The 23,746-nt window shown below is 39.0% G+C and carries 30 protein-coding genes and 1 pseudogene; 4 read left to right on the top strand and 27 right to left on the bottom strand.

The genetic code is table 11. The annotated features are described in order from the left end of the window. The 6 genes and pseudogenes from AC0L6R_RS10710 to AC0L6R_RS10685 form a co-directional block, all read right to left on the bottom strand. Window positions 1-530 (bottom strand): annotated as a pseudogene (locus tag AC0L6R_RS10710) (SusC/RagA family TonB-linked outer membrane protein); the annotation flags it as partial. Next, a complete protein-coding gene (locus tag AC0L6R_RS10705; protein WP_473271199.1) occupies window positions 487-2,304 on the bottom strand; it encodes a TonB-dependent receptor plug domain-containing protein in 1,818 nt (605 codons plus the stop codon). The pseudogene AC0L6R_RS10710 and the gene AC0L6R_RS10705, both read right to left, overlap by 44 nt. After that, window positions 2,301-2,774, bottom strand: coding sequence for a TlpA family protein disulfide reductase (locus AC0L6R_RS10700; RefSeq protein ID WP_473271198.1), 474 nt, complete (start codon window positions 2,772-2,774; stop codon window positions 2,301-2,303). Before AC0L6R_RS10700 ends, AC0L6R_RS10705 begins: the two co-directional genes overlap by 4 nt. A gap of 65 nt (window positions 2,775-2,839) precedes the next feature. After that, the gene (locus AC0L6R_RS10695; RefSeq protein ID WP_473271197.1) at window positions 2,840-3,154 is read right to left on the bottom strand and encodes a hypothetical protein; all 315 of its coding nucleotides are present in this window, start codon (window positions 3,152-3,154) and stop codon (window positions 2,840-2,842) included. Between the two features lie 120 nt (window positions 3,155-3,274). Then, on the bottom strand, window positions 3,275-3,487 hold the full coding sequence (locus AC0L6R_RS10690) for a hypothetical protein (RefSeq protein ID WP_473271196.1): 213 nt from the start codon (window positions 3,485-3,487) through the stop codon (window positions 3,275-3,277). Then, window positions 3,459-3,890, bottom strand: a complete 432-nt coding sequence (locus AC0L6R_RS10685; RefSeq protein ID WP_473271195.1) for a hypothetical protein — start codon at window positions 3,888-3,890, stop codon at window positions 3,459-3,461. The genes AC0L6R_RS10690 and AC0L6R_RS10685 overlap by 29 nt, the downstream gene beginning before the upstream one ends. 867 nt (window positions 3,891-4,757) lie before the next feature. On the opposite strand from AC0L6R_RS10685, the gene AC0L6R_RS10680 reads away from it, so the two are divergent. The 3 genes from AC0L6R_RS10680 to AC0L6R_RS10670 all read left to right on the top strand — a co-directional run bounded on the left by AC0L6R_RS10680 (window position 4,758) and on the right by AC0L6R_RS10670 (window position 6,096). Continuing rightward, on the top strand, window positions 4,758-5,159 hold the full coding sequence (locus AC0L6R_RS10680; RefSeq protein WP_283412550.1) for a helix-turn-helix domain-containing protein: 402 nt from the start codon (window positions 4,758-4,760) through the stop codon (window positions 5,157-5,159). Window positions 5,160-5,212: 53 nt separating this feature from the next. Next, window positions 5,213-5,809 carry a hypothetical protein gene (locus tag AC0L6R_RS10675; protein ID WP_473271194.1) on the top strand — a complete coding sequence of 199 codons (597 nt, stop codon included), beginning with the start codon at window positions 5,213-5,215 and terminating at the stop codon, window positions 5,807-5,809. A gap of 110 nt (window positions 5,810-5,919) precedes the next feature. Continuing rightward, a complete protein-coding gene (locus AC0L6R_RS10670; protein WP_283412552.1) occupies window positions 5,920-6,096 on the top strand; it encodes a hypothetical protein in 177 nt (58 codons plus the stop codon). A gap of 540 nt (window positions 6,097-6,636) precedes the next feature. On the opposite strand, the gene AC0L6R_RS10665 is transcribed toward AC0L6R_RS10670, so the two are convergent. Continuing rightward, complete coding sequence (locus tag AC0L6R_RS10665; protein ID WP_473271193.1) at window positions 6,637-7,488, bottom strand: polysaccharide deacetylase family protein; 852 nt, start codon at window positions 7,486-7,488, stop codon at window positions 6,637-6,639. A gap of 266 nt (window positions 7,489-7,754) precedes the next feature. Between AC0L6R_RS10665 and AC0L6R_RS10660 the strand changes: the two genes are divergently transcribed. Next, window positions 7,755-8,123, top strand: a complete 369-nt coding sequence (locus AC0L6R_RS10660; RefSeq protein WP_473271192.1) for a four helix bundle protein — start codon at window positions 7,755-7,757, stop codon at window positions 8,121-8,123. A gap of 171 nt (window positions 8,124-8,294) precedes the next feature. On the opposite strand, the gene AC0L6R_RS10655 is transcribed toward AC0L6R_RS10660, so the two are convergent. The 20 genes from AC0L6R_RS10655 to AC0L6R_RS10560 all read right to left on the bottom strand — a co-directional run bounded on the left by AC0L6R_RS10655 (window position 8,295) and on the right by AC0L6R_RS10560 (window position 23,745). Continuing rightward, entirely contained in the window at window positions 8,295-8,954 is a 660-nt protein-coding gene (locus AC0L6R_RS10655) for a hypothetical protein (protein WP_473271191.1), read from the bottom strand. Between the two features lie 748 nt (window positions 8,955-9,702). Next, window positions 9,703-10,497 carry a glycosyltransferase gene (locus AC0L6R_RS10650; RefSeq protein ID WP_473271190.1) on the bottom strand — a complete coding sequence of 265 codons (795 nt, stop codon included), beginning with the start codon at window positions 10,495-10,497 and terminating at the stop codon, window positions 9,703-9,705. Between the two features lie 43 nt (window positions 10,498-10,540). After that, a complete protein-coding gene (locus tag AC0L6R_RS10645; RefSeq protein WP_473271189.1) occupies window positions 10,541-10,891 on the bottom strand; it encodes a glycosyltransferase in 351 nt (116 codons plus the stop codon). Window positions 10,892-11,086: 195 nt separating this feature from the next. Beyond that, window positions 11,087-11,809: a glycosyltransferase family 4 protein gene (locus AC0L6R_RS10640; protein WP_473271188.1), complete on the bottom strand. Its 723-nt coding sequence runs from the start codon at window positions 11,807-11,809 to the stop codon at window positions 11,087-11,089. A gap of 363 nt (window positions 11,810-12,172) precedes the next feature. Next, on the bottom strand, window positions 12,173-12,502 hold the full coding sequence (locus AC0L6R_RS10635; protein ID WP_473271205.1) for a glucosamine inositolphosphorylceramide transferase family protein: 330 nt from the start codon (window positions 12,500-12,502) through the stop codon (window positions 12,173-12,175). Next, window positions 12,498-12,683 (bottom strand): glucosamine inositolphosphorylceramide transferase family protein, encoded by a 186-nt coding sequence (locus tag AC0L6R_RS10630; protein WP_473271204.1) that lies wholly within the window; start codon window positions 12,681-12,683, stop codon window positions 12,498-12,500. The genes AC0L6R_RS10635 and AC0L6R_RS10630 overlap by 5 nt, the downstream gene beginning before the upstream one ends. A 13-nt stretch (window positions 12,684-12,696) precedes the next feature. Continuing rightward, window positions 12,697-13,809 (bottom strand): formyl transferase, encoded by a 1,113-nt coding sequence (locus AC0L6R_RS10625; RefSeq protein ID WP_473271187.1) that lies wholly within the window; start codon window positions 13,807-13,809, stop codon window positions 12,697-12,699. Then, window positions 13,799-14,140 (bottom strand): glycosyltransferase, encoded by a 342-nt coding sequence (locus AC0L6R_RS10620; protein ID WP_473271202.1) that lies wholly within the window; start codon window positions 14,138-14,140, stop codon window positions 13,799-13,801. The genes AC0L6R_RS10625 and AC0L6R_RS10620 overlap by 11 nt, the downstream gene beginning before the upstream one ends. A gap of 148 nt (window positions 14,141-14,288) precedes the next feature. Then, window positions 14,289-14,747 (bottom strand): glycosyltransferase, encoded by a 459-nt coding sequence (locus AC0L6R_RS10615; RefSeq protein ID WP_473271186.1) that lies wholly within the window; start codon window positions 14,745-14,747, stop codon window positions 14,289-14,291. A gap of 37 nt (window positions 14,748-14,784) precedes the next feature. Further along, on the bottom strand, window positions 14,785-15,045 hold the full coding sequence (locus tag AC0L6R_RS10610) for a hypothetical protein (protein WP_473271185.1): 261 nt from the start codon (window positions 15,043-15,045) through the stop codon (window positions 14,785-14,787). After that, the gene (locus AC0L6R_RS10605; protein ID WP_473271184.1) at window positions 15,042-15,677 is read right to left on the bottom strand and encodes a class I SAM-dependent methyltransferase; all 636 of its coding nucleotides are present in this window, start codon (window positions 15,675-15,677) and stop codon (window positions 15,042-15,044) included. The genes AC0L6R_RS10610 and AC0L6R_RS10605 overlap by 4 nt, the downstream gene beginning before the upstream one ends. A gap of 617 nt (window positions 15,678-16,294) precedes the next feature. Continuing rightward, window positions 16,295-16,735: a glycosyltransferase family 2 protein gene (locus tag AC0L6R_RS10600; RefSeq protein WP_473271183.1), complete on the bottom strand. Its 441-nt coding sequence runs from the start codon at window positions 16,733-16,735 to the stop codon at window positions 16,295-16,297. A gap of 452 nt (window positions 16,736-17,187) precedes the next feature. After that, window positions 17,188-17,634, bottom strand: a complete 447-nt coding sequence (locus AC0L6R_RS10595) for a glycosyltransferase family 2 protein (RefSeq protein WP_473271182.1) — start codon at window positions 17,632-17,634, stop codon at window positions 17,188-17,190. Beyond that, on the bottom strand, window positions 17,631-18,485 hold the full coding sequence (locus AC0L6R_RS10590; RefSeq protein ID WP_473271181.1) for a glycosyltransferase family 2 protein: 855 nt from the start codon (window positions 18,483-18,485) through the stop codon (window positions 17,631-17,633). Before AC0L6R_RS10590 ends, AC0L6R_RS10595 begins: the two co-directional genes overlap by 4 nt. Continuing rightward, on the bottom strand, window positions 18,478-19,461 hold the full coding sequence (locus AC0L6R_RS10585) for a glycosyltransferase family 2 protein (RefSeq protein ID WP_473271180.1): 984 nt from the start codon (window positions 19,459-19,461) through the stop codon (window positions 18,478-18,480). The genes AC0L6R_RS10590 and AC0L6R_RS10585 overlap by 8 nt, the downstream gene beginning before the upstream one ends. Window positions 19,462-19,609: 148 nt before the next feature. Next, window positions 19,610-20,404, bottom strand: coding sequence for a glycosyl transferase (locus tag AC0L6R_RS10580; RefSeq protein WP_473271179.1), 795 nt, complete (start codon window positions 20,402-20,404; stop codon window positions 19,610-19,612). Window positions 20,405-20,427: 23 nt separating this feature from the next. Further along, the gene (locus AC0L6R_RS10575; protein WP_473271178.1) at window positions 20,428-21,414 is read right to left on the bottom strand and encodes a glycosyltransferase family 10 domain-containing protein; all 987 of its coding nucleotides are present in this window, start codon (window positions 21,412-21,414) and stop codon (window positions 20,428-20,430) included. 39 nt (window positions 21,415-21,453) lie between these two features. Further along, on the bottom strand, window positions 21,454-22,587 hold the full coding sequence (locus AC0L6R_RS10570; protein ID WP_473271177.1) for a glycosyltransferase family 4 protein: 1,134 nt from the start codon (window positions 22,585-22,587) through the stop codon (window positions 21,454-21,456). Window position 22,588: 1 nt separating this feature from the next. After that, the gene (locus AC0L6R_RS10565; protein WP_473271175.1) at window positions 22,589-23,434 is read right to left on the bottom strand and encodes a glycosyltransferase family 2 protein; all 846 of its coding nucleotides are present in this window, start codon (window positions 23,432-23,434) and stop codon (window positions 22,589-22,591) included. A gap of 170 nt (window positions 23,435-23,604) precedes the next feature. Next, window positions 23,605-23,745, bottom strand: coding sequence for a glycosyltransferase (locus tag AC0L6R_RS10560; protein ID WP_473271174.1), 141 nt, complete (start codon window positions 23,743-23,745; stop codon window positions 23,605-23,607). Window position 23,746: the final 1 nt, after the last annotated feature.

Here is a 23,746-nt window from a genome sequence, read left to right as displayed (position 1 = left end):
CACCTGTAAAACTCCAAGGAGGCAGAATACTTTCCTGATGTAGATTCAAAGTCCAAACCAGTATTCCAGATTCCTACTTTTTCCCATCTCAATCCAGGGTTTGGTGGATTCTGGATATAGGCACCCGGAATATTGGGAATAAAGGCATAAGATGGCTGTGTGAAATAGGCAGCAGTCAAAAGCCCGGATAGCCTTTTATCCAAATTGCCACTGTAGCCATAGCTTCCCCTCCATTTTAGATAAGCTCCATTCAGAAAGGAGGAAAATGGTTCTTCACTCAAGGTCCATCCCAGACCTGCAGACCAGAGCGGCACTCCCTTTTGGTTTGATTCTACACCAAAAAAATTAGACTGATCCTTTCGAATGCTGAAGGTAGCATCCCACTTATTTGCATAGGTGTACCCCAGATTACTGTAGAAGGACACAAATCTATCTGTAGCCCCACCATGGCTTGTTCTGGGATCAATGGATCTACTTGAATTAGGATTATAATAATAAGGAAAGCGTGTGATGAAAATCCACGGCAGCACTGGTCCCCAGCTTATCATTATAGCCATAATAACGCATGGAATTCGATTCCTGCCTGAGATCTCTAATCTCCGTGCCTGCCAATAAGGAGAGCCTGTGCTTTTCTGACCAGTATTTCTGATAGGTCAGTTGGCTTCTAACTGTGTGTGAAAAGGAAAATGTCTCCGAAAGATTCAGGATATCTCCATCTGGCAAGGGCCTGCTCACCAGTTCGTTTTCCCCGATCGTAGTGAACCTATTGACCAGATCCCGAACATAATAAGAAGCCTCAGGACTTCTGTTTCGCTCTCTTCCTCGGAATCCCCAATATTGGTAGGATGCCCCAATCTTCAGATCTTTTGCCAGTTCAAAATCGACCGAGGTCTGAAATCTGCCATCGAGTTTGTCATACCTGTTATCCAACTGGCCCAACTCATTGAGTGGTATGTTGTGCCAATCTAAAAGCGGCACTCCCTCCAAAGAATTGATGTAACGTTCGGAAAGGTTCGTATAGATAGGCAAAGGGCTTCCTGTTTCATCAGCCAGCGATCCATAAGGCGCTGTGCTGGGCACCGCCGTGGTATTGATATCTGCGCTCTTGGTTAGGTAAGCCCCAACAGACCAGCTTAACTTATCTTTAAGGAAACTCCATGAATTCTTCACCTGAAATGTCCAGCGATCATCAGCATTCCCTATGATACTCTGTAGGTTCCTGTCATACCCCACACTATACAGGTAGTTGCTGTGATCCGACCCGCCTGACACCGCCAATGCGTATTGCTGGTTCAATCGTGGTCTATAATAATATTGGGATAGGTCAGTCCTCAGATCCCTTCCTTTGTATAGCTCCAGCTGCACTTCTGCTTCGGATTCACTGATCCTGCCCTCCCGCTGTGCTATCAGGGTTTCTACCACAGGAGAAAGAGCTGTCTTGTTTGAGCTGATCTCCTGTGAGCGGTAGTAGTTTTTTTGAAACAACTGCCTTTCTATAGCTATGTAATCCCCCATATCCATTTGAGGAACATAGTATAGGTCAGGTTGCTGAAAATAATTGACGGAGGCATTGAAGCTTACTTTAGGAGCAGATAGACGGGAGCCTTTGCTAGTGGTCACTACTATTACCCCGTTTCCAGCTCTTGCTCCCCAGATGGATGCAGCCGCGGCATCTTTTAAAACTGTGATCTGCTCGATATCATTTGGATTGATGCTTTCCAGAGGACCGTCATACGGGAAATTATCCACTATTATAAGCGGCTCTGCATTTGCAAAGAGTGTGGATCGGCCTCGAATGGAAAGTTTCTCTCCCCCAGTCCCAGGTCCACTGTTGAATGTCACACCGGACACAACATTATCAAGTCTATCCAGAAAATTGCTTGTGACACTGCGGTTAACCAACTCCTTGTCCATTGCGGCAAATGACCCAGTCACCCGCTCCACCGGGAGATTCTGATAGCCAGTGGACATCACCGTAACTTCCTGTAGCTGCCTACTATCCGTCAACAGGGATATTACCAGCTCTTCCTCCAAAGGTAGCGTCACTAAAACAGTGCGGGAAATCATACCTAAATAGGAAACTGTCAGTTCGTATGATCCCGGAATAGCTTCCATAGTAAAAGCTCCCAGTTCATCGGTAATAGCGAGCTGATTACTTTTCCCCAGTGCTACTAAGGCACCTGGTAAGGGTTTTGCATCCTCCTTGGTTAGGATTATACCTTTCAGGAGAACAGGTTGTTCCTGCGCCTGCGTACGCTGACTTATCAGACACAGACAGATAAAGAGAACTAGTATATTTTTCATTGTGCATGAGATTTCGTTTGTAAATAAGAAAAGTGCTCTCCATTGGCTTTTTCAATTAGGCTAATGAGTTCCAGAGGAGAATATTGGTTTTTGGTGAGCAGGAAAAGGTTGTGCTGTGGGTCTATCAGAAGCTTTTGGGGAAAGGAGACGATCTTGTAAGCTTCAAGAATCCCTGTGCCTTCATCCTGATGCAGTTGCAGCATATCAGGATGTGTAAAACGGTCTGACAGAATACTCTCCTTCCATCGGCTTGTGTCCTTATCTGCATTGATAGAAACAAAAACCAAATCTTCCCTATCCTTCAATTCCAGAAATACCTCCCTGAGCGTACGGGTGTAGTATTTCATGCAGAACTTGCAACCGGAAATCCAAAAAGAGAGGACGAGCGTCTTTCCTCTCAATGAGTCAAGAGAGTAGGCATTGCCATCCAGATCTGTGAGCGTACCCGGTATAAATTCCCTCCCCTTCAACTCCCGCTCGGAAAGCTCTCCCAGCAGGTCTGTAATTCCAGGGAGTTTTGACCATTCTTTCAGCCTTACTGAAAACCTGCTCCTGCTCGAGAGTCCAGGTATCTGTAGTTTTCAAGCACATACCTTCCCAACAGCTGGTCTTGCAGATACTGGGATAATTCTGCAGCTAGGTCAAAGAACCCCACTTCCTGTACCCTTCCCTGAAGCATCAGCAGCTCGTATCTGGTCTGGACCCACATTGGATCCGTTGCCAACGAATCAAAACGGGAAGGAATAGTGTGGAGCCAATCCTGAAACAAGGCGGAATGGATATCATCCTTCAAAACTTCCCCGGCAAGATTCAAGCCTGGGGCATCAGCAAACTCAATGCGGCCGCCCAAGCCCGCTGGGAAAGGAATTCCGCCTTGTCAGCAGGCATACCTTCCAAAAGTCTGGGAAGGTGCTGGATTATCGTGTTTTCCTGAAGAGATTCTGCTAGAATTGGCAAAATAACTTGTATCTCATTTTGTTCCAGGCACCAGAAACTGCATGGTGACAGAAACTGCTGCAGGACGACTTGAAGCCTGTTCATACCTAGCCTTGTTCGATGAATCGGCCAATACACGCTCCGGATGGCTACTTACCATGAGTGGACTGGAATTAAATCCCTGCTCAGCCTTAAGTCTGCTGATTTCTGCCTGCGCACTAAAAAATTCTGCTGATGGACCTCCCATCAGTACCTAGACCCAAGGGTAGATCAAATCGCATTCTAGCTTGGTCACCCGGAAATACTGCCCATTGGGTCAATAGCTCCGTATCCCCTGATTTTAAGGTAAAGAAGATTGGTTCATCTGAATGCTGAAGTCTCCAGCGGTAGCTCTTATAACCATCGCTACCCTCAAAGAAATTCCCAACTTCCGCAGTAAGAGGAAGCCTGATACCTGGAGTAATTTGGGCATGATCTTTAAGCAGATGACTCCAATAGGTCAGCCAAAGAGTATCGGGTGCTTGAGCATAGGGCAGTTCCATATAAAGGATAATATCCTCAGTCCCCCTGCGAGCAGAAGAGCTTTTGCCCTCCTGCCCTGGGATTTCCAGACTGATAAACCAAATCGGTGTCTGGGGGTGACTCCGCAACTTCACTTTGTGCTTTTAGTGTGCTTACGAGCAGACATAGCAGTCCCAGTAAGCAGATGAGTAATAGTTTTTTCATGAGCTTTTGAAGGTTAAGCTGGAAGACGGGAGAGCCGCCACGGCGGCCAGGCCGAAGACGGAAGAAAGGTGTCCGATGTCCGGTGTTGGAAGTAGGCAGTCGCAGTGAGCAGTCGCAGTCTCGTTTCCGGTCATTTCGACGACGAAGTATAGCCTGTCCCGATTCATCGGGAAGGAGGAGAAATCTCATCTTTAGCTAATCCATCGTTTTAATAATGAATGATGAATACCGAATACTGAAGTGAGTAATCCCCTACTTGGTACTTTGTACTTAATACTTGGTACTTTGTACTCATCACAAGACATAGTTTTTCCACCTTAGCCTACTTGGCCAACCAGCAATAATGAATAATAAGATGTAATGTGTCAGCGCTACCGGCTACTGTGAGCTTGCTGACGTGCGTGTGTGGTAACCGATCTGCTCAGGACTGTGCACCTCCCCTTTCACGGTCTTAAAAGTGAACCCTTAAATTGGATTCTTGGGCTTCAGAGGATACAGGCGATCACTGTTTGATTGCATACTTCCAAACCGTATAGCTAGAATCAACTCTTCACAATGGACACATAAAAACACGCCTTTCATCGAATAGAGAGAAGAGAAATAAAAAAAGGCAGTAATTGTCTCAGAATGTCTCATTTGCTATGATTCTTAGACAATTTTAACTAGATGTTTCATCAAAAAAGAATAAATTCGGTAGTATAAACTCTATGTATAGTAGTTTAAAACTACTATTTATAAAAAACAGCATTCAATAGCGCCAAAACCAGTATTTTTGAATAAATAGCATTATTATGAGAGAAGGAGAAGAATCAGAATTCACCGTTTTGGAGAATAAAAAAATTGGGAAAAATTTCTATATGTACCGTAAGTTGACAGATACAAAGGCATTGGAAGTTGCGGAATATTTGGGAATTAAAGAAGCAACCTATACCAAATACGAGCGGGGTGAGAGCAGGATCACCGTCGATTTAATTCAGAAGGTCTCTGAGTTTTTTAAAGTTGACCCTCTACAATTGATTTCCGCACAGCCAGGAAATTATGTTGAGGCAATTACAGGGTCAAACAACATTGCAATTCAAACAAATAGCATATATAAAGCTACAGACGCCAAACAAACCGAAGTAATGATGAAAATGATGGAGACGATGATGCAGATGAATGAGGCGATCAAGAAGATCTTGGAAGGAAAGTGAATAAACCAATAACCAAGGATTAAGTCGATATAAGATCCCTTTAATTTATTACAATGAGTTCCATCATTAAATCATCCTTTGTCGTAATTCTATTCCTAGAATCCTTTTCTGCTTTTTGCCAAGAAGAAATTCCATGGAAGGAGGACTACGTGTTAGAATTGAATAATTTCAAATCCAATCAGTCAAAAATAGACCCCACGAAAAACTCAGTTTTTATACAATCAGGAGCTACTATTGATTTTAGTTTTTCCATGTCATCCTACGAATTTATGTTCACCAAGAATTTTAATTCCAAGGTTAAGAACATTTTCAAGCAGAACCTCGCAGTCATCTCTGCTCCTGACTCATTGTCCGCAAACTACCTGCTAGCTTATTCAAGATATGATTTTGATCTTCATGAATTGTACGCGAGGAAATTGAGAAAAGAGCTTTATGAGCAGAAAGGAGCCTTTTCTGATGTCAGCTTTTTCCAGCCCATTTATGAGAAATTAAATCAAGAAATGGTGGCGGAGAATTCGAGGATATTAAATGAAAGTCAATTTGGATCAGAATCTGATTTTCTAAAAGCCGAGCACGAATCAGTGAGAATACAGATTCTTGAGTTAAGTGATTTTTGCATGGAGTGCAAACCTCCTAAAAAGAAAAAGTAGTCCGGAGCAGAGATATATGATTACTGAGTAGGTGCTTTAAAATTTATGCGAAAAACGTAAAAACTGAACCAGTTTTTCCTATTTTGATTACCGCTAAAAAGGAGGTAAAAATGAGTGATAAGGATTTTGCGAAATTGATGGAGATTGCAAAAGAAAGTATTGAGGCAGCAAAAACCATGTCTAAGAAAGATGCGATTGCGTCCTTGAACCGCGCAGGTATCTTAACTAAGGATGGGAAATTCACTAAACATTATCCTGCATTAAAAGCTCATTCCAAAAGGAAATAAACAATTTTTAACCTAAGCTGAGTCCAGCTTCTGGAGAAGCAGGACAACAGAGGCCCTGTTCTAACGGGCGAATGTGGATTCGCCCCTACATCGGTGATAAATACCGTTGTGAAAAAGTCCTGTAGGGACGCCCTATGGGTAGCACCGGGTTTTAACCCGGTGTATAGGAATATAATATCTAAACAGCGCTGGCCCGAAATCGTCATTCGGAGACGAAGGTATTATGCCAGCAAGATGAAACCGAACCGCTTTCGGATTCCAGATTTGAGATATACGGTTTAGTACGGAAAACTGGTCTGTGTGACACAGCCCATGCATATGAGATGCAAGCTATAGGCCATTCGTGAGACACGAACGGCGGCGGACAGAAACGGCGGCGGGGGACTGGTGACAAAAGTAATGATCAAATAATAAACCTTCGAGGAGATTCCTTTCTTGCCGATGGCAGTTCGGGATGACACCTCAAAGGTTACAAAATTGGACACAAAAAAACCTCAGATCCAAGGGTCTGAGGTTTTTGAAATATTGGGCAATTATAAACTAGACTGTTACACCCATCTCTTTTATTTGCTGACCTACTCTACGCATATTCTTGGATTGAAAGCCATATTCCGCTTCTAGCTTGGAAAAATGTGTAATCAACTCATCCAATTCAGCTAAGGAACTTTCAGGATTTGCCCCGAAATTATGAGGGTGCCACCAGAGGTGATAAACTTCATTATTCTTGGCGGCATATTCCATTTCTGACTTAATACGTAACATGCGGCTCTTGTTCATTATAAAATTACTTTGCTGCTGAGGGCGGAGAATCCTGGATGCCGGGATGATTGCTGGTTCATTCTCGAAAATCTTTACCTCCTCCAAAGGATATGAGGTCTTAGCCCCTACCTGAAAAAAGCAATCAGCAGATCGGAATATTTTCTTACTTAGATTCTCATGCTGGGTCTCCTGCCAAAACCAATTTTTTGGATTGCCACGCACATAATTATATCCCTCCTCCACGCAGATTCCCAAATACAATTCATTGATATGGTTTCGTGGAAAAACCAAGGACTCCAGACTTATCCCAAACTTATCCAAGGAGATTTTTTGGGTCGCCCTCAGGTCTTCACGAAACTGCTCGGGACTTTGACCACGCATCAGAGTATAGTAATGCGCATAGGAATGAGATCCTAATTCCTGTCCTGGAGTATCAATAATTTGCTGAATCAGATCCGGTGCAAAATGAACTTCAGGCCTAATTCCATGCTTTTTAACCCATTCGTAAGCGGAGTATTTTCTATCCCTGTAGGATGGTAAAAACTCCGGGGAATATGCTCTCCACTCTTCTTCATTTTCTGCAAAGAGCATCCCTACAGTAGCCCAGGTCAGCCTGGATATTAGCTGTGGCAAACTTCTCCAACATAATTGGCACAATCTGCCTGGTATTTAGGAAGTAAGAGGGCTTGTAGGCAGTCCCTATTTTATCGAAGATTCCCCATAGGAGTTCGAAGTCTAGGGAGATGGTGAAGGAGCCGGGGGACATGGGGGATTGAAAATGTTGTCGTTGTTGAAAAGGTTGTGATGGTTGTGCTGGTTTTAGCACGGAAGACTGGGGTAGCATGATAATGTCTTGGTGCCTGTTATGAATATATTTATAAAAACAAAACCATAAGGTAATGAGTAAATCCTATCTTGATTTAGAAATTTATCAAATTTCATTTGACTTGTTTATTAAGTCACATCAAATGTCGATGTGTTTGCCAAAATATGAGCTTTATGAATTGGGCAGCCAGCTTCGGAGAGCGAGTGATTCAATTAATTCCAATATTGTGGAAGGATATGGAAGGAGACGTTATAAGAATGAATTCATCAGATTCCTGGTCATCTCTCATTCTAGTAATCTAGAAACTATCAACCATCTTAAAAAGCTAAAAATCCTTTATCCTGATCTTTTTACATTTACAGAATTAATGGAATCTTATGTCATATTGGCTATCAAGATTAATAATTTCATCGAATATGTAGAAAAGAACTGGAAAAGTTAGGGAATTTTGAAATGTTGGAAATGTTGTGATTGTTGAATAACGTGCAGCAGCACAACGCCGAAGGCACACAACAGCGCAGCGTTACAACGCCAAAGGCAATACAACAGCGAAGCGTCAGAACAGCGCAGCGTCACAACGCCGAAGGCAAACAACGAGCCGCGTCACAACATTTCATTTTTCCACCAACTCCGCCTCAGCGATACGTTTTCGCTCTTCCTCCACTATCCTATTAAATATCTCTCCGCGCTTTTTGATGCGGGTGGTTTTTTGCCAATCCATAAAGGCGACTACGACAAAGAGCATAAAGTACATGATCTGGGATTTTTGGCGAATGATAATACCCAGATTAGACATCACGAAGGTCATGGAGATGGAGATGGAGATAAATACCACCGCAGACATCTTTACCATAGCGGGAGCGATCTTGATATAGGTTAGGAAGTCCTTACGAACAATCTTGCTAAACATGTAGATGTACAAGGCATTCTCGAAGGAAATCGCTATCCCTAATACATTTGGAGAATCAATAAACAGCGGCCTAAACCAAAAAGTAAAGAGCTTCATAGGCATGCTATAGGAGCTCATATCTACTCCAGAACCTGAAGTCTCTAACCTTCCTCTATTTAGGGCAGATTCTTCCTCAAAACTATCAACCAAGTTATTTGGGTCATAACCTAAGTAGGTAATCAGATCCTCATATACATAGATACTCATTCCAATCGCAAAAAACACAACAAAATATTTTTGATAAATAGGCACTTTTTCCTTCCCCAACACAAACCCCACTCCCATCCCTATCAGGATAGCAAAGAGAATGTGGGGACGAACCATGTAGCAGAGAAAGCTACCAAAGGCTATATGAGAAATTCTCTTTTGAGGCCAGGAAAGACCAATAAGCCAGGAACCCAATTCCTGCAAAAATCACAGCCCCCTTGCCAAGCGAGGCGGTCCAGAAGTGCATGTTTGGAAGGAACATGAAAATAGTGATGGCATCCCAGCCTTCAAACTTGGGATTAAATCGCAGGTTTTCTTTAAAAAAAAGGTAAAAATAGACAAAGCCCCAGAACCCCAGCCAGGTAGTGAGGAACATCATCATATCATAATTGAAACCAATCCATTTCGTAAAAGGAAGGGCCATCCATTCGACAAACTTCAGTACCCTGGTTTAAATGCATCCATCCAACTTTCATGTCTCATGGAAAGATAAAAATAGTTAACTGAATCTGAACGGTTAAACTGAGCATAAGTCCAATAAACCAGTCCAAAGAACATATGGTACCAGAAGATTTGGTTGAGCATACCTGCCTTTACCCACTTATGCTCCCGCTGTAGGTTGCCCAGTATGGGTTGGCTGATGCCAAAGAGAAGGAGGATAAGGACTACGGCGCCAAGCACTTCGTGAATTTAAAATTATTGAATGAGAAATTTAAAATGATTGAATTTGAAATTAAGGTAAGGAATTCAAATTGGAATTGGCGGAAAACAGAAAGGCAGTGGTGTGGGTTTCGTCTACGCTCAACCTGACACAAATTGTTTCTATCTAACAGAAATCCATTTACGCTACTTTTTCTAAAATAAGTCATTTGGCAATCACAGACTCATAAACACCCTCCAACTCCTCCACCATTCTCTTCATACTGAATTGAGCAACGACACGCTGACGGGCAGCGAGGGACATGGATTTTTGAAGTGCGTTATCATTTAGAAGTTGAACGCAGTAGCCTGCCAGTTCTTCGTATTCATCAATCTCGGATAAGAAGCCCTGTACGCCATGCTGAATCACCTCGCCTATTCCTCCAGCACGGGTGCCCACTACCGGAACTTCGCAGGACATGGCTTCGAGCATGGCTATGGGCAAGCCCTCAAACTCAGAGGTACTGAGGTAAATATCCATTATAGATAGATAGGGGATCACCTGTTTTTGCACTCCTACCAAGTGGAAATGAGCTGATTTTCCTGATTCCTCTATCTGTCTTTCCAGCCTAGATCTCCACTCCCCATCTCCTACTATTAGGAAATGTGTATCTGGACATTTACCCAGTATTTTCAATGCTGTTTCTATCCAAAGCCAGAGGCGCTTTTGATCTCGGAATACGGCGACGATGCCGATGATTTGGGCGTCTCGTGGGATTTGGAGTTCGACTTTCTGATCCGTGAAAATCCCCCCTGCCCCCCTTTTTAAAGGGGGAGTTGGCTCCGGATTGGAGATCCCGATATCTATTCTCCTAAACACATCCGTATTCACACCATTCTGTATCACCTTGATCTTCATTCTACCACCACGCTGGTAGGGGTCGATCATGGAGTTGAGCTGCATGGAGAGGGCAACTTCGTTGGATACGGCGATGGCTATATCCTGCTGTTTGAAGGTCATTCTATTCCCCCAGTAGGAGTACTTATTGTATCTATCCCAGGTATTATGCTCGGGTATATACTATGGGGATATTCAGTTTATTACCTACGAACCTAGCCATAATTCCCGCCCAAGGCAGATGAGCATGAATGATATCTATACCTAGCTCATTTGCAAAGGACCTTACTTTATTCACCTGAAAAAACAAACCCAAATTACCTGAAGGAATTAAATGCACTTTGATTCCTGCTGCTTCCAGTTCATCTACTATGTTATTTTGCTGATGGTAGAAATACAGGCAGTGAAACTCAAACCTATCCTGATGATGCACTAAGGCAGTTTCAGGAATAAGCTTTTCTGCTCCACCACGTCCGAGGGATTTGATGAGGTGGAGGATTTTTATTTTAGTGGGCAAGGGAGGGGTTGGGGATTAGGGAATAGGAGATTAAATATTAGGAGATTTAGAGAATAGGAGACTAAGGGAATAGGGAAAAGGGAATAGGAGATTAGAGATTTAGAGAATTAGAGAATAGAGATTAGGGGACTAAGGGAATAAGAGATTAGAGACTATGAATCCGTTTTGCCCCTTTAGTCAGCAGGAGTTAATTGGTTAATCAGTCTTAGGATTTAGAATATTTATATAAAATGCTTCAAACTTCTTTGCAATTTGGTCAATCTGGTAATTTTTCTCCACTAGCTTTTTAGCATTAGAAGTTATTCTGTTGAGGTCTTTCGAGGAGGTGGATAAAACCTCCGAGAGAGCATTAATGAAAGCTTGGGTATCTCCTGCTTCCACTAACCAACCAGTTTCATTGTTTTTCAGAACTTCTGAAATTCCTCCTACATTATAAACTACCACCGGTAGATTACTCCCAAATGCTTCCAATATCACAGCAGGTAATCCTTCAATTATACTCGGAAGTACAAAAATGGAGTTGTTTGGTATAGATTGAAAGGGCTCCGCTAATGTACCTTTAAAGATTATAGAATCCTGAAGTCCTAAGCTTTGGACTTTTGCTTCTATTTCATCCTTCAATGGACCATCTCCAATCAACCATAATTTCAAATCAGGAAACTGTGTGTGGATAGATGAAAATATATCTATCAGCTCAGAATGATTTTTTTCAAAGGTAAAGCCTCCTATATGTACTAAAACCGGATTATCATCTAGCGCATTTTCTAATTTAGAATTAGGCAGGTTAATTCCAATTGGAATTACTTGATGATGAATATCTAACTTAAATAAGGATGAAAAATCCTCCTTGGACTTTTGGCTAACGGATAAAATTGCAGAGACATTCTTATAGAGATACTTATTAAAACCCTTAATCAAAGTACTATCAATGTATTGACTGATTTGGGAGGCATTTCTAAAAATTATGGGTGTTTTCCAACCAAATATCTTTTTAGAAAAGACAGAGAATTTCAGTGTATCAGCGGCATTTGCTTGAATCAGGTCTGGCTGTTCATTTTTAACTACTTGAGCAAAATGCTTCCAAGCTTTCAGATCCCAGACTCTGTTTTTGATAGATCTCTTTTAAGTGAATTTGCTTTCCTGAGAAGGGCAAATCAAAATCCCCTTCAAAGATGGAAATGAGTATTACCTCGTGCCCCAGTTCTTGTAGTTTTTCTGATAGCATGCAAGTAAACAATTCTACTCCCCTAGCCTGAGGCTTTTGTATGATTTGTAAAATTTTCACTTTCTATAATAGGCGTCTGAGAAAATCCACTTATCTGTAAAATTGAAAGTATGAGTTCCTAGCATATTTTTGGAGCCGTCTGGTTCAATTATATCAACCGTCTCTTCTAGATATTCATCAAAAGTGAGTTTCAAAATCTCCTGAATCTTAATTCTGTGACCATATCTCAAACCTGAATCCTGTGCAGGCCTAAATAGCTTTCCATCCTTCTTATAAATTCTCCCTGCGGGTCTAGAAGCCCGAACATCAGAAACAATTGGATTTAAGGCATGCGGAGTCCAGATTGGCTTTACTAAGCTGGGAGAATGATAGGCATATAATTCAATAAATCCAGATGTTTCCTGGATGCGGCCTTTGATTTACAAATAGCCAATACAAGTCATCCACTTTAATGATAGTAGGATCTAATGCTTCCCCTTCCATTAATACGCCTAGTTTTTGCCATTGAAAAGGGAAATCTGAGGCCTTGTAAATAAAAGTCTTGTTTGCTTCTCCCGATTCTGGAATTAAATATATCTCATTATTCTCCTCCCAAATAAATGGATACGACAGATGCCAATTCTTCTTCCAAAATGATTTTACTTTTAGATAAGCTTACTCCATCCCATTCAGCAACTGTAATTCTTCCTTTGTTAGATTGAGCATCAAAATCCTCATAAAACACCCAAGTTTTGCCATCCTTTTCAACAGGAAATGGGTCTGCCAAAAAAGATCCCTTTGAAAGCTTGTTTTGTGGAGGTTTTATGGATTCAAAATTAATAGCACTTGGCTTCAATAAACTATCTCTTTTATTAGCAGCCACTAGTATTTCCCAGTAAGGCTTCTTTAAGCCTTCAGAAAATTTCCTTGATAAGTTTCTAAAAAATAGATTGATTCCTAAACCAGCCATTTGCCAAAAGTCAGGAGGCGTTAACAAGGGAACTTCAGGGTTACTGGAAACCTGATTGTTTTGAATATCTTTTTCCCATTCCTCAATCCCTTTACTATTAATTTGACGGATTACTTGAGGAATAATAAAACTAGAAAGCCAGAAAACTTTATTTGCATTTCGCTGCACAGAAAGTGGATCTGTTTGTGAAAAGGATTTATATAATACTTGTCCATCATCCAGTTTTTCAGATAATCTTTGAAGAATCACCCCCGTAGTTTCCTTCTTCCACATCACTTCCCAAAACCCAGGAGGTCCTCCTTTGTAGTATTCATTATCTCCATGATGGAAAGACCAAACTCCTAACTGAGGTGATTTAAGAATCTCTCCTCTGAGTATTCTAAAGCCAAATCGTAAAATTATATCCGGCTTATATGTTCTGATTTTTTTAATATCCTCCTCTTGAAAGTAATCTGAATACTTCTTTTGGATAGGTGTAATATTTAGGCTAGGGATATTACACCTTTCAATTTGCTTTAAATCTTTTTTAGCAAAGGCATCTGGTGTTTTCAAAAATAACTTTCTATCCAATGCTCTATAAACTCTATATAAAAAGGGGGATTTTTTCCCGCTTGATTTAGGCCTTTGGTTAACAACTGCTAGGACAACTTCTGCATTATTTTCTTTGAGCGTTTGAACTATTGCTTCAAATACCCAGGCGGATACATGCAATGAATCCAGCAGAAGAATGACTCTAAGCTTCATCGGATATAGCTTGATAGGCTTTTAGAATAGTTTGTTCGTACAGATTTGCAATTTTTTCAATATCAAATCTAGCTATTGCTTCCTGCCTAGCCTTAGTCCCAAGGTCAGTCATTAGATTGGGATGTTCTATGGCAAAAAGCATTTGATTGGCTAATTGATCAGAATTTTGAACTTCAAAAATCAAGGCATTTTCTGAGTTAACGGCTTCCAAATTCATAGAGATATCGGATGCTATAATTGGAATTCCAGCCATCATAGCTTCTACAAGAGCTCCGGAGAAGCCTTCGTACCAGTGAGGGGAACAAAAAGCAGTTGGAGGAGAGGAGGAGATTGAGAGGATTAAGAGAGGAGAGATTGGGAGGATTAGGAGCCCCGATAGCTATCGGGGAGGGATTAGGGAATAAGGGATTAGTAGGTCCATTAAATTTTCCTGTGAAGTATTACTTTTCCTTTTAGACCTAGCTTAGCGATTAAGGTTTCTAGGAGGGAGCGGGATAAGGCCCTTCTCCATATATGGTGAGGGTGCAATTCGGATACTTTTGTACAACCGAGGCAAAAGCTTGAATTGCGTCTTGAAAACCCTTTCGTTCCAGAAGTCTGCCATAGGAAATAAAGTTGTATGTACTAATTCTCTCATCTTCCAAATCCTGATCCCCTGATTTACTATTTAACTGATTTACAGAACTTCTATTCCACACCAACTCAGGTACTGCCCTCCCTCTATACACAACAGATATTTTACTATCGTCCAACCCCAAGGTTTTCACATGCGAATCCGCCAAAGCCTGAGCGTTTGCAATCCAATGTTTAGGAATTCCAGCTGTCAATCGATCCAGCCAATAAACCCCTTTATATTTTACCCCTTTCTTATCCTTCCATGCAAGTGGAGCATAGCTATCGTTAACCAGAGTGCCAACTAAAGGCACTGCAGTAATCAAAGAAGCAATTCGAGTGATCTGGTCGGCACGCCAAAGACTAGAAACCAGCGAGATTAGGCTTTTCTATTCGGATGCATTTCACCAAACATGAAATCGCTGTAATGAAATGATAAGACTCTGGGATATCCAAAAAAATAAGCCGGATTCCGGCTTTTTCATATTCTTCTTTTAAATCATGTTTAGGATAGAAGTACACAAAAACAACATCTACCTCATTAGAAAATCGAGAAAGGATTTCTAAATGACTTCTTTCTGCTCCGGCATTAACTATAGCGTCTTGGGTAAAAAAGATTTTCAATTCTTTTCGATTGATTTAAAAAAATCTTGCTTCACTTTAATTGTCTTAAAATTTAAAAGTCGCTTGAGCCCTTGCATCAATCCTAATGTAAAGGCATCAATTGAAAAATGCTTTTTTAATGGTTCTTTGACTTTTAAAATAGCTAATCCTTTATCGCCAAATTTCTCTTTTAAATAAATCAATTCAAGACCTTTATACACCTTTAACCATTTGTAAATCACACATTGTTCCGTATAACGTTCTGCATCATCCATTACAATTAAACAACCCTCTTTTAATTTGTCATGAATCCCTTCCAATGCACCCTCTCTTCCATAATAGTATTGAGGACCATCGACAAAAACCAATTCAACTCCAAATTTCAAATTCTCTTTTTGAGGAATCCTATAACATGCATGAATTCCAAATATCCCGAAAACAAAGGAAATTCCACCCGTTTGGAAACTCATTGAATCGCGATCAACAAACTCATTTAATTCCTCAGGAATTTTAAACCATTCTACATTTTCTTCAATTGAGAAAACTTCAAAGTCAGATGCAGATTTTTTTAAGGAATAATGAAAGACTATGGAGGAAAAACCAGCCCCAATTTCTACTACTCTAGAAATATTCTTGTCTTGAATTATTCTCATCAAAGCTTTTGTAACTTCTTTATTCTATCGACCAGCCTCCTGGAAGATGCATTTATAATTGTATAATCTAATTGTGATGGATTAGTAAATGTCAAATCCAGCTTCTCCGACTTAGAAAGGTTTTTATTAAGGTACTTAACAACATTTTCATTTATCCAACTCATAGAATTCAGGCCGTTTTTTTATGTAGATTCTTAGCCACTCTAAGTGGGAATAAAGAAAATATAAGGTATAGTATCGTTGACTTTATTGGGAAATTCATAGCTTTTAAATAGGTAAAACCTTTTGAGATATCTCCTCTATAGAGTGAAAGCCACATCGCTTTATGATACCACCATTTTTTTCGGCTTAGAGTAGCTTCAATTTCCTTAGAATAAAGATGGACTAGGTTGGAGTAGGCTTTAGCCTGCGCATTATGATTTTTTCGTACTGAATCATGATTACCCATAAGGCAGTTCACCAAAGCTATTGGAATTCCTTTTCCATAGCATGTTCTAGAAATCCGTAAAAAAAATTCCCGATCTACAGATGCTTTGAAATCCTCATTAAACCCATTGAATTGGACTAGTAAATCCCTTTTAAATGCTACTCCGCAATTCGTTCCAATTCGTAATTCATCAAAAAAAGTATCTCCGGGCAATTCTTCTCTCGGACTCCAAGTCTCTTCTTTTTAAGATTACTCCCCTTTCAGAAACAAAGCGAACCCCTGACCAAAAAAAATCAGCTATCGGATAGGATTCGATAGACTTAATGAGGTTTTCCAAATAATCAGGCTCAAACCAATCATCACTATCTAAGTACACGATCCACTCTCCACTTGCTGCCCTCCAACCTTCATTTCGAGCTTTAGCATTGCCTCCGTTTTCTTTCAGGGAAATTAATTTGATTCGTATATCATCAATCGTTTTTACTATTTGCACCGTCTCGTCCGTCGATGCATCATCCACAAGTATCAATTCGAAGTGTGAAAGAGATTGGCCTAAAACACTAGCAATAGCCTTAGGGACAAGCTTTGCGCGATTGTAAACAGGGATTACTATGGAAAAAAAAATCTTCATGGATCGATGGAGCTTAGAGGTCTATTGTTTTTCCTTTAACTCCGATCCTATAATGATAAAATGCAAGAAAAATCATCTTGAAATTTTTGAATCCATAAACAAATCCATATCGGAACCCATAAATTGATTTCCCTATCCACTTTCGAATCAACCGCTTTTTCATTGATTCAAGAGTTAGATTGTCAGAAATATAAAGTAAACTTCTTAAGCTATAATATTCACGTGTTAAACTCTGTTTCTTCTTATAAATTGGTCTTTCAAATTCCAACCTGTTATGAATTGTTCTTAGTGATAGAAACAAATTACAATTCAAAACAATAGCGTATCCTTTTCTAGAAACTTTCAAACAAAAATCTAAATCCTCAAATCCAAAAAACAATCCTGGATCTGGCGAAATACCAGCCCTCGCTACTTCCGCTTTTATTAACATGCACATGCCACCTGCAACATAATCAACATCTAGTGTTTCTTTTTTTTTCCAAAAGTCTAGTTTGTATTCTTTTTATCTCACCTTTTTTCCTGTCAAAAAACTGACCGACAGACCCTAAAACACCAACAAAAGGATTTACATCGCGAATCTCAATTAACCGTTCAAAATAGTCTAGTCTGAAAGGAGGATCATTGTCATCTCCCCAATAAATCCAGTCCAAATCTTCCTGTCCGCAAAGCTGCAATCCTTTAGCAGCACCTCCAGCAGGTCCTGCATTGTATCCCATTCGGTGATATTTCAATCGTGTGTCGAGCAAACTAGCAATGGCATGATCAGTTTCCAAATTATCAGAATTATCAATGATCCAAATTAGCTCAGGTGGAACTGATTGATCAAAAACTTGCTTGATGGTCCCTAACAAAACTTCAGGGCGATTATAGGTAATAATAAAACCTCCAAGACGGATCATAAATCGTTTTTTAGGGTATAGACTTTTCTCGAAACAATGGGCAAATAACTCAATGCCAGCCTTGCAATTGTTTTCAATTTAAGCGGCTTTAAGCGATAAGCTTTCCACAAGTGGAATCTAGCTTCCACAAATCGTTGAAACCGTAGTTGATGAACAGCTACTAGCTGATGATAGAGATGTCTATGATTAGCTGTCATTGTGCCATGATGCTTGGACAAAAAAAGAACGACTGAATTAATAATATTCTCGGTGTTTTTGCTCCCACCAGAAATTGATTCATGGTAGATAAGGGATACTTCTTGGATAAGATATCTGGTAATATTTAATTGACTAATTCTATGAAATAATTCTGTATTCTCTGCAAAAGAAAACTGGGGATCATATCCACCTACTTTTTGAAAAATAGTACTTCTGAGACAGAAAGTTCCAGAAAGCAGTGGAATATAATTCGTTTCTCTTGTAATCTGGGAATCACTTCCTTTGTCTGATTTTAGAACTCTCCCTGCTACAAATAAGTCAATTGTAGGATTTCTTTGAATATTCGCTGCAAAAGACGATAAGGCATTTTGAGTCAATTCATCATCCGAATCCAAAAAAATCAACCAATCTGTAGCTGCTTTTGATGCTCCGAAATTTCTAGCTTTACTTACTCCACCATTTTCTTGAAAAAAATATCTAAAATTTGGCTTCTCAAAACAAGATGAAACAAGCTCGAAGGTATTATCTGAACTTCCATCATCTACTATAATTAATTCCCAATCATCTGAATTTTGATCGAAAACAGATTGGATAGCTCGTAACAGTAATTTTCCACGATTAAATGTGGGAATGATGATCGAGATGCTAGGCATTAAAAATTTTCTTATTAGTTTGGAAAGCCTCTAAAGTCTTTCTGTAATTTTTGAAAAATGAACTGAGTTTCGATAGTGTAGTAATCCATTCCACTTCATTTGATTTAGTCGATAAATAAAATTTTTTAACTCCTGATTTAATCACTCCCTTGACGACAATGAAATAGGAAGAAAACAAATGACTTCTAAATGAACGAATACTTTCAAATTCATAAATCTTGTAGCTCTCCAGAAGTGGAAATGACTGAGAAATACCCTTTTTTAATCTCAAATAATAATCCCAATTTATTCGATGTTCCTCTATAAAATGATCAAATTTCAATCTTTCTTCATAGTGTAGCTCGTATCCCAATAATTGAACTGCTAAACCTAATTCTACGTCTCCACCTGAACTCAAACTCTTTCCCATACGATCAGCAAGTAAACTTTGAAATCCTCGACTTAACAATTGGTTCAACGCTTCTTTTTTAAAAAAACAGGCTGCCCCATAATGATAAGATCCGAATTTTTGTTTTCCTGTTTTTTTACCCAGGGAACCAACAGCATAACTGTGCGAAAATTCATGAAACCATGCTGGTTCATTTCCATTAATTTTAGGAGTTCCTAAGGAACCCAAAACTCCTATCTTTGAATGTTGCTCTAAAGTGGCCGCACCAATTGACAAGAAGTTTGGTGAAAGCCAATTGTCATCATCACAAAATAAAATATAATCATAACTGGACATTTCAACCCCCATCATCCGGGCGTGATTTAAACCAGGCCTAGTCTCTGAGACGATCTGGAAATTTAATTGGGATTCTTGCGAATTAAGCCAACATGAGGCCCACTCCGCAGTACCATCGGTTGAGGCATTGTCAACCAAAATAAGCTCCCAAGGGTAGCAGGTTTGCAATTTTAAAATATGCAAAAAGGTCTGCCCAAGTCTACCTATACCATTGTAAGTACAAATCACAATGGAAACGCCACACCGCTTCATTTACTTGTAAGAGCTTTATTAAGGAATCTTTTCAATTTAGATCTAAAAGTAATCTCAGGAATATGAAATTTTAGCGAAGGTTTTAGCTTGGATAATATGTCATAACCATTGCTATGCAATTGATTTGCGTAAAACATACCAAGCGATCTTAGCTCAGGACGGGCTTGATAGCTAAATGTTTCCTCTTCTGATCTACCAGTGATGGAATCACTATCAGGCTTAAATCCACTAAAATGAAAAAAATACAACAATTGCCAGGATCATTTACTGCAAAATCATTTCCAAGATCCAGGAGCTTTCGCTCAGAAAAATTCCACCAAGCCATATTATAGCCAGGATGTTTTAGAATAAAGACTTCATCAAATAGCAAAGGAGCCAAATCCATCCACTTTTGATCTACAAAAATGCCACGAGACTTATCAATCAAACAATGAGTCCTCAACCGTTCTTTCCACCACTTCACAAGCTTAATGCTTTGCTCAGTATTTCGCAGTGCAATAAATCCTAGATTGAACATTCCATGTCTCAAAGCAACCAATTCATCGAGGGATGTGTTTTCAGTCACCATGCTAAACATCGGTGTCAATACGACACTACTCACTTCCAAAGCATCAAAAACATGATCCAAGGGTCTGTAAATAACTATATCAGGATCTAAATAAACAATCTTATAATCATTCCCATAGTGACGCCACAAGTATTCAATATAAAAGGGCTTAACGGAAGTGTTGAACTCGATTACATTATACCGAGCAAGCATCTCTTCAAACTCCGGATATCCAATTTCGTTGAAACAGGTGATTTGCATTCCCTCGAAAGCAGAATAATCTATAGAATCATTACGATAATCTACCAATCCAATTACAAATGTTGAGCCTGGATAAGCTGCTAATACTGAGTATCCAAGCGTCTTAGCTTGGGCTAAATAGTTGTTTGAGCACAATGTGAAAAATATAGAAGATTGTATCAATTGTTTAATCGTTTATTGAAATACTTAATAAAACTTGTAAAAAAACTAGATCTAGCCTTAGTTCTATTTTCAATTCGCATTCTAGCCAAACCAAATCCTCTTTTGAATGCTTTGCCTCGTTCTTGACTGAAAATAGAAAAAAGAAAAGCAGCTAGCTTGTTGGTTAAAATCGCAACATGATCTTCTTCCAAGAATAACGGTTCATACATGTAAGCCATATAGAGCTCTTCATCTGAGTCAACTTCAAGAATATGAGTTATAGTTTGGGAAATATTATTTTCATCCACCCATATAACCGCTTTCGGATTAATTCCACTTTTCCCATCTGATAATTTCCCAAATGCGTCCGGATCACCCCAATATATAGGAACAGTATTGGAAGCATAGGCTTCAATTAACTTTTCAGTGAGATATCCACTTGTAGATGAGTTTTCAAAACATAGAGAAAATTTATACTCGGCTTGCCAACCATACTTATCGCTAATCCTTCTACCCACATTATTCATAAATCCCCCGCCACTATCAACCTGCTTTGACTTAGATAATTCCTTAAAAAATTGAACCCTAAATTCAGTTGCAGCGCCATTGCTAACCAAAAAGTTACAGAACTTTCGATCATACCAATCTGATGCCTTCCTATCTTTTATGAGGGCTGACCGATGTTGTGCTAGTCGGGTAGCATCGGTATATAACAAGTAAAGTGGGAATCTCAAGTACCTATCTTGAAACTCAAGGTGATCAAAACCAATTCCGTAATCAGAAATATTGAAGTCTATTCGGACATTCTCAGCAGCAAAGGCGATTCGAATACCTGAATACTTAATTACATCTATAAAATGTGCTTCATGAAAGATGAAATCCGGTTTAATTTCATTCTCTTTGAAAGTAAATCTATTCTCAACTACTGAAAGGAAAAAATCCTTGTACCATTTTTTTAAAGCAGGTCTTCTGATAAAGAAATTAACATTTACTGGATACTCCAAATTAGTTTAATTTATATGTTCTCACATTAATATAATTCTTTAGTTTTTATAGTCATAGAATATTTCTATCACTTTATTTGTAATAATCTCTGCCACATGATTCATGGTATAGTGATTCTTAATTTTTGACTGGATGAACTTTCCTTTTTCATGTAACATATGAGGATCTGTCAAAAATGAGACTATACGCTCTGCCATCATCGTTATATTACCATATGGCACCAAAAGACTTAGATCATCTTCCAACAATTCTGGTGTCCCACCATTATTCATAAAACTTAATATTGGAATAGCATGAATACCAGCTTCAATATTTACAATAGGAAATGGATCTTCTCTTGAAATCATTAAAAACAAACTTAACTCGTGAAAATATAAATGGGCATGGGATAAATGATCAATAAAATGAATCTTGTCTGCATAACCCGATCTCCGTATATCAAAATCAATCTCATGACTCCTACTCCCACCAATCCATACAAAATGTATATTTTGATTAGACAACTTACTTAATACACTTATAGAAATGGGAATAAACCAATCCTTGCCCTTACGGAAATTTTCTGAACCACAGGCTCCAACAAGTATTGCATCAGCAGGCAAGTTAAGATAGTTTCTCAACGAGAATTGTTTCTTTTCCTCCAATCGGATCTGATCATCTGCAAAAACATAGACAGGATATGTTTCTTCGAGTTTTGCAATCCCTAATTCTTCTAATGTATTAGATACAGCCTTTGATGCTGTGAAAAAGTAATTAGTATAATTTTTTAATATTTCAATTTCCTTCCCACTTAATTGATCAAACCATAACCGCATTTCATGAACATGGGTAATTGTTGGGACACCAAATGCTCCAAACTTTTCAAGAATAGATGCATTTAGAATTGTGTTACTATATATAACATCAAACTCTTCTTTTAATAACCGTCTAATAAGTTTCACTTGTTTAAGAGAAATATAAATTTTTAAAAAAGGGTTAGATGTGCTTTTATTATTAGGAAATAAATATAAAGTACCGGACTTTTTGTAGGCCTCCATTAAGGGACCTGGCTTCATTAGCAAAATATGTATTTCGATTTCCTTCCGGTTTACTGAAAGCCATTGAAGATAATGGAGAAGTAAAAACTGTGCTCCAGCTGGGTGTGCGTTGTGACCGATGAAAAGAACTTTCAAATTATTTCCGTAAATAATCGTCTGACTGAATGGACTTAGGTGGCAAAACTTTATATTTAAAAAGTTTATTAGCGACAAAAAAATAATGCTTAAATTTTACAAAACGTTTAATTCTTAAACTTTGAAAAGCTTTAATGTAAAGATCTTTTAAAAAATAGAAACTGCCATAATAGGAATAAACATACTTTCCCATAGTATAATACTCTTGAACATCTTTAGCTATATTATAATTAGGATTGTCATAACCTGCTAGTGGCGTTTCCAAAATAAATGATGAGGCCTCTTCATTTTTCATCCAATACCAAATCCATTCTTGATCTTCACAAGTAGGTAAATTTTCATTAAAAGGACGCTTTTTCCAATCAGCCCTACGAATGAGAGAACAATAATTATACATCCCTTGTCCCCTAAATTCATTCCTTGTGATTTTTACTGCAGAGGGTTTTGTGATTTCTTTATTTAGTTTTTCATCCTCTTTGGATCTAGAAAGCGAAACTGCTTTAATGGAATCATTTTCATATAGGTACTCAAGCATCCATTGCAATGAGTTTGGGTTTGGCAACCACACATGTGAACTAATAATCAATATGTTATCGCCTTTTGCCTGCTGAATACCAAGATTTAATGCTTTTGAGTAATTGAAAGAAATTTCATTTAAGGGAAAGGCAACTATTCTACACTGGTATTCTTTCGCAATTGAAAGAGTGTTATCGATAGAAGCAGAATCCACAATAATGAACTCCAAGAGTACATGTTTCTGATGCACAATACTATTGATACATCGATCTATTACAGAGCCACTATTGCGTGTTCGTATAATAACACTCAATAAACTATTCTGAATCACCCGATTCTAAAATTTTAAAAATCACCTATTTTCCTTACTCAATTTTATTATTTGAGTCAAATGGAATAAAACTCTTACCCTTGGCATGCTAAATACCAGTGTTTTGGACAACACGTAACTCCAAATTAGCCTGATGAATGACTTAATGATGTTCATTTTCCAATTCATATTCAAAGCGTGAAGGTATCCGAAGACCCATCATTACCAATTAAAATCTCAAATTGAATTCCGCCTAACCTTCTCACACTATAAACGGCCTCCTGTTGGTAGTGCCCTTGATTGTAGCAGGGAATAGTGATTGAATTATCCAAA

This window comes from Algoriphagus sp. 10J20-15, from assembly GCF_055809615.1.
Note: the sequence above shows the minus strand (reverse complement) of the source record. Positions and strands in the feature narration are given on the sequence as shown.

Excerpts from the sequence above, each read along its gene's own strand:
- AC0L6R_RS10590 (WP_473271181.1), bottom strand. The coding sequence starts at position 18,485 with ATGCCTAGCATCTCGATCATCATTCCCACATTTAATCGTGGAAAATTA.
- AC0L6R_RS10670 (WP_283412552.1), top strand. The coding sequence starts at position 5,920 with ATGAGTGATAAGGATTTTGCGAAATTGATGGAGATTGCAAAAGAAAGT.
- AC0L6R_RS10600 (WP_473271183.1), bottom strand. The coding sequence starts at position 16,735 with ATGAAGATTTTTTTTTCCATAGTAATCCCTGTTTACAATCGCGCAAAG.
- AC0L6R_RS10605 (WP_473271184.1), bottom strand. The coding sequence starts at position 15,677 with ATGAGAATAATTCAAGACAAGAATATTTCTAGAGTAGTAGAAATTGGG.
- AC0L6R_RS10650 (WP_473271190.1), bottom strand. The coding sequence starts at position 10,497 with ATGACCTTCAAACAGCAGGATATAGCCATCGCCGTATCCAACGAAGTT.
- AC0L6R_RS10660 (WP_473271192.1), top strand. The coding sequence starts at position 7,755 with ATGAGTAAATCCTATCTTGATTTAGAAATTTATCAAATTTCATTTGAC.
- AC0L6R_RS10705 (WP_473271199.1), bottom strand. The coding sequence starts at position 2,304 with ATGAAAAATATACTAGTTCTCTTTATCTGTCTGTGTCTGATAAGTCAG.
- AC0L6R_RS10680 (WP_283412550.1), top strand. The coding sequence starts at position 4,758 with ATGAGAGAAGGAGAAGAATCAGAATTCACCGTTTTGGAGAATAAAAAA.
- AC0L6R_RS10675 (WP_473271194.1), top strand. The coding sequence starts at position 5,213 with ATGAGTTCCATCATTAAATCATCCTTTGTCGTAATTCTATTCCTAGAA.
- AC0L6R_RS10585 (WP_473271180.1), bottom strand. The coding sequence starts at position 19,461 with ATGAAGCGGTGTGGCGTTTCCATTGTGATTTGTACTTACAATGGTATA.
- AC0L6R_RS10655 (WP_473271191.1), bottom strand. The coding sequence starts at position 8,954 with ATGGTTCGTCCCCACATTCTCTTTGCTATCCTGATAGGGATGGGAGTG.
- AC0L6R_RS10595 (WP_473271182.1), bottom strand. The coding sequence starts at position 17,634 with ATGATCCGTCTTGGAGGTTTTATTATTACCTATAATCGCCCTGAAGTT.
- AC0L6R_RS10625 (WP_473271187.1), bottom strand. The coding sequence starts at position 13,809 with ATGAAGCTTAGAGTCATTCTTCTGCTGGATTCATTGCATGTATCCGCC.
- AC0L6R_RS10690 (WP_473271196.1), bottom strand. The coding sequence starts at position 3,487 with ATGGGAGGTCCATCAGCAGAATTTTTTAGTGCGCAGGCAGAAATCAGC.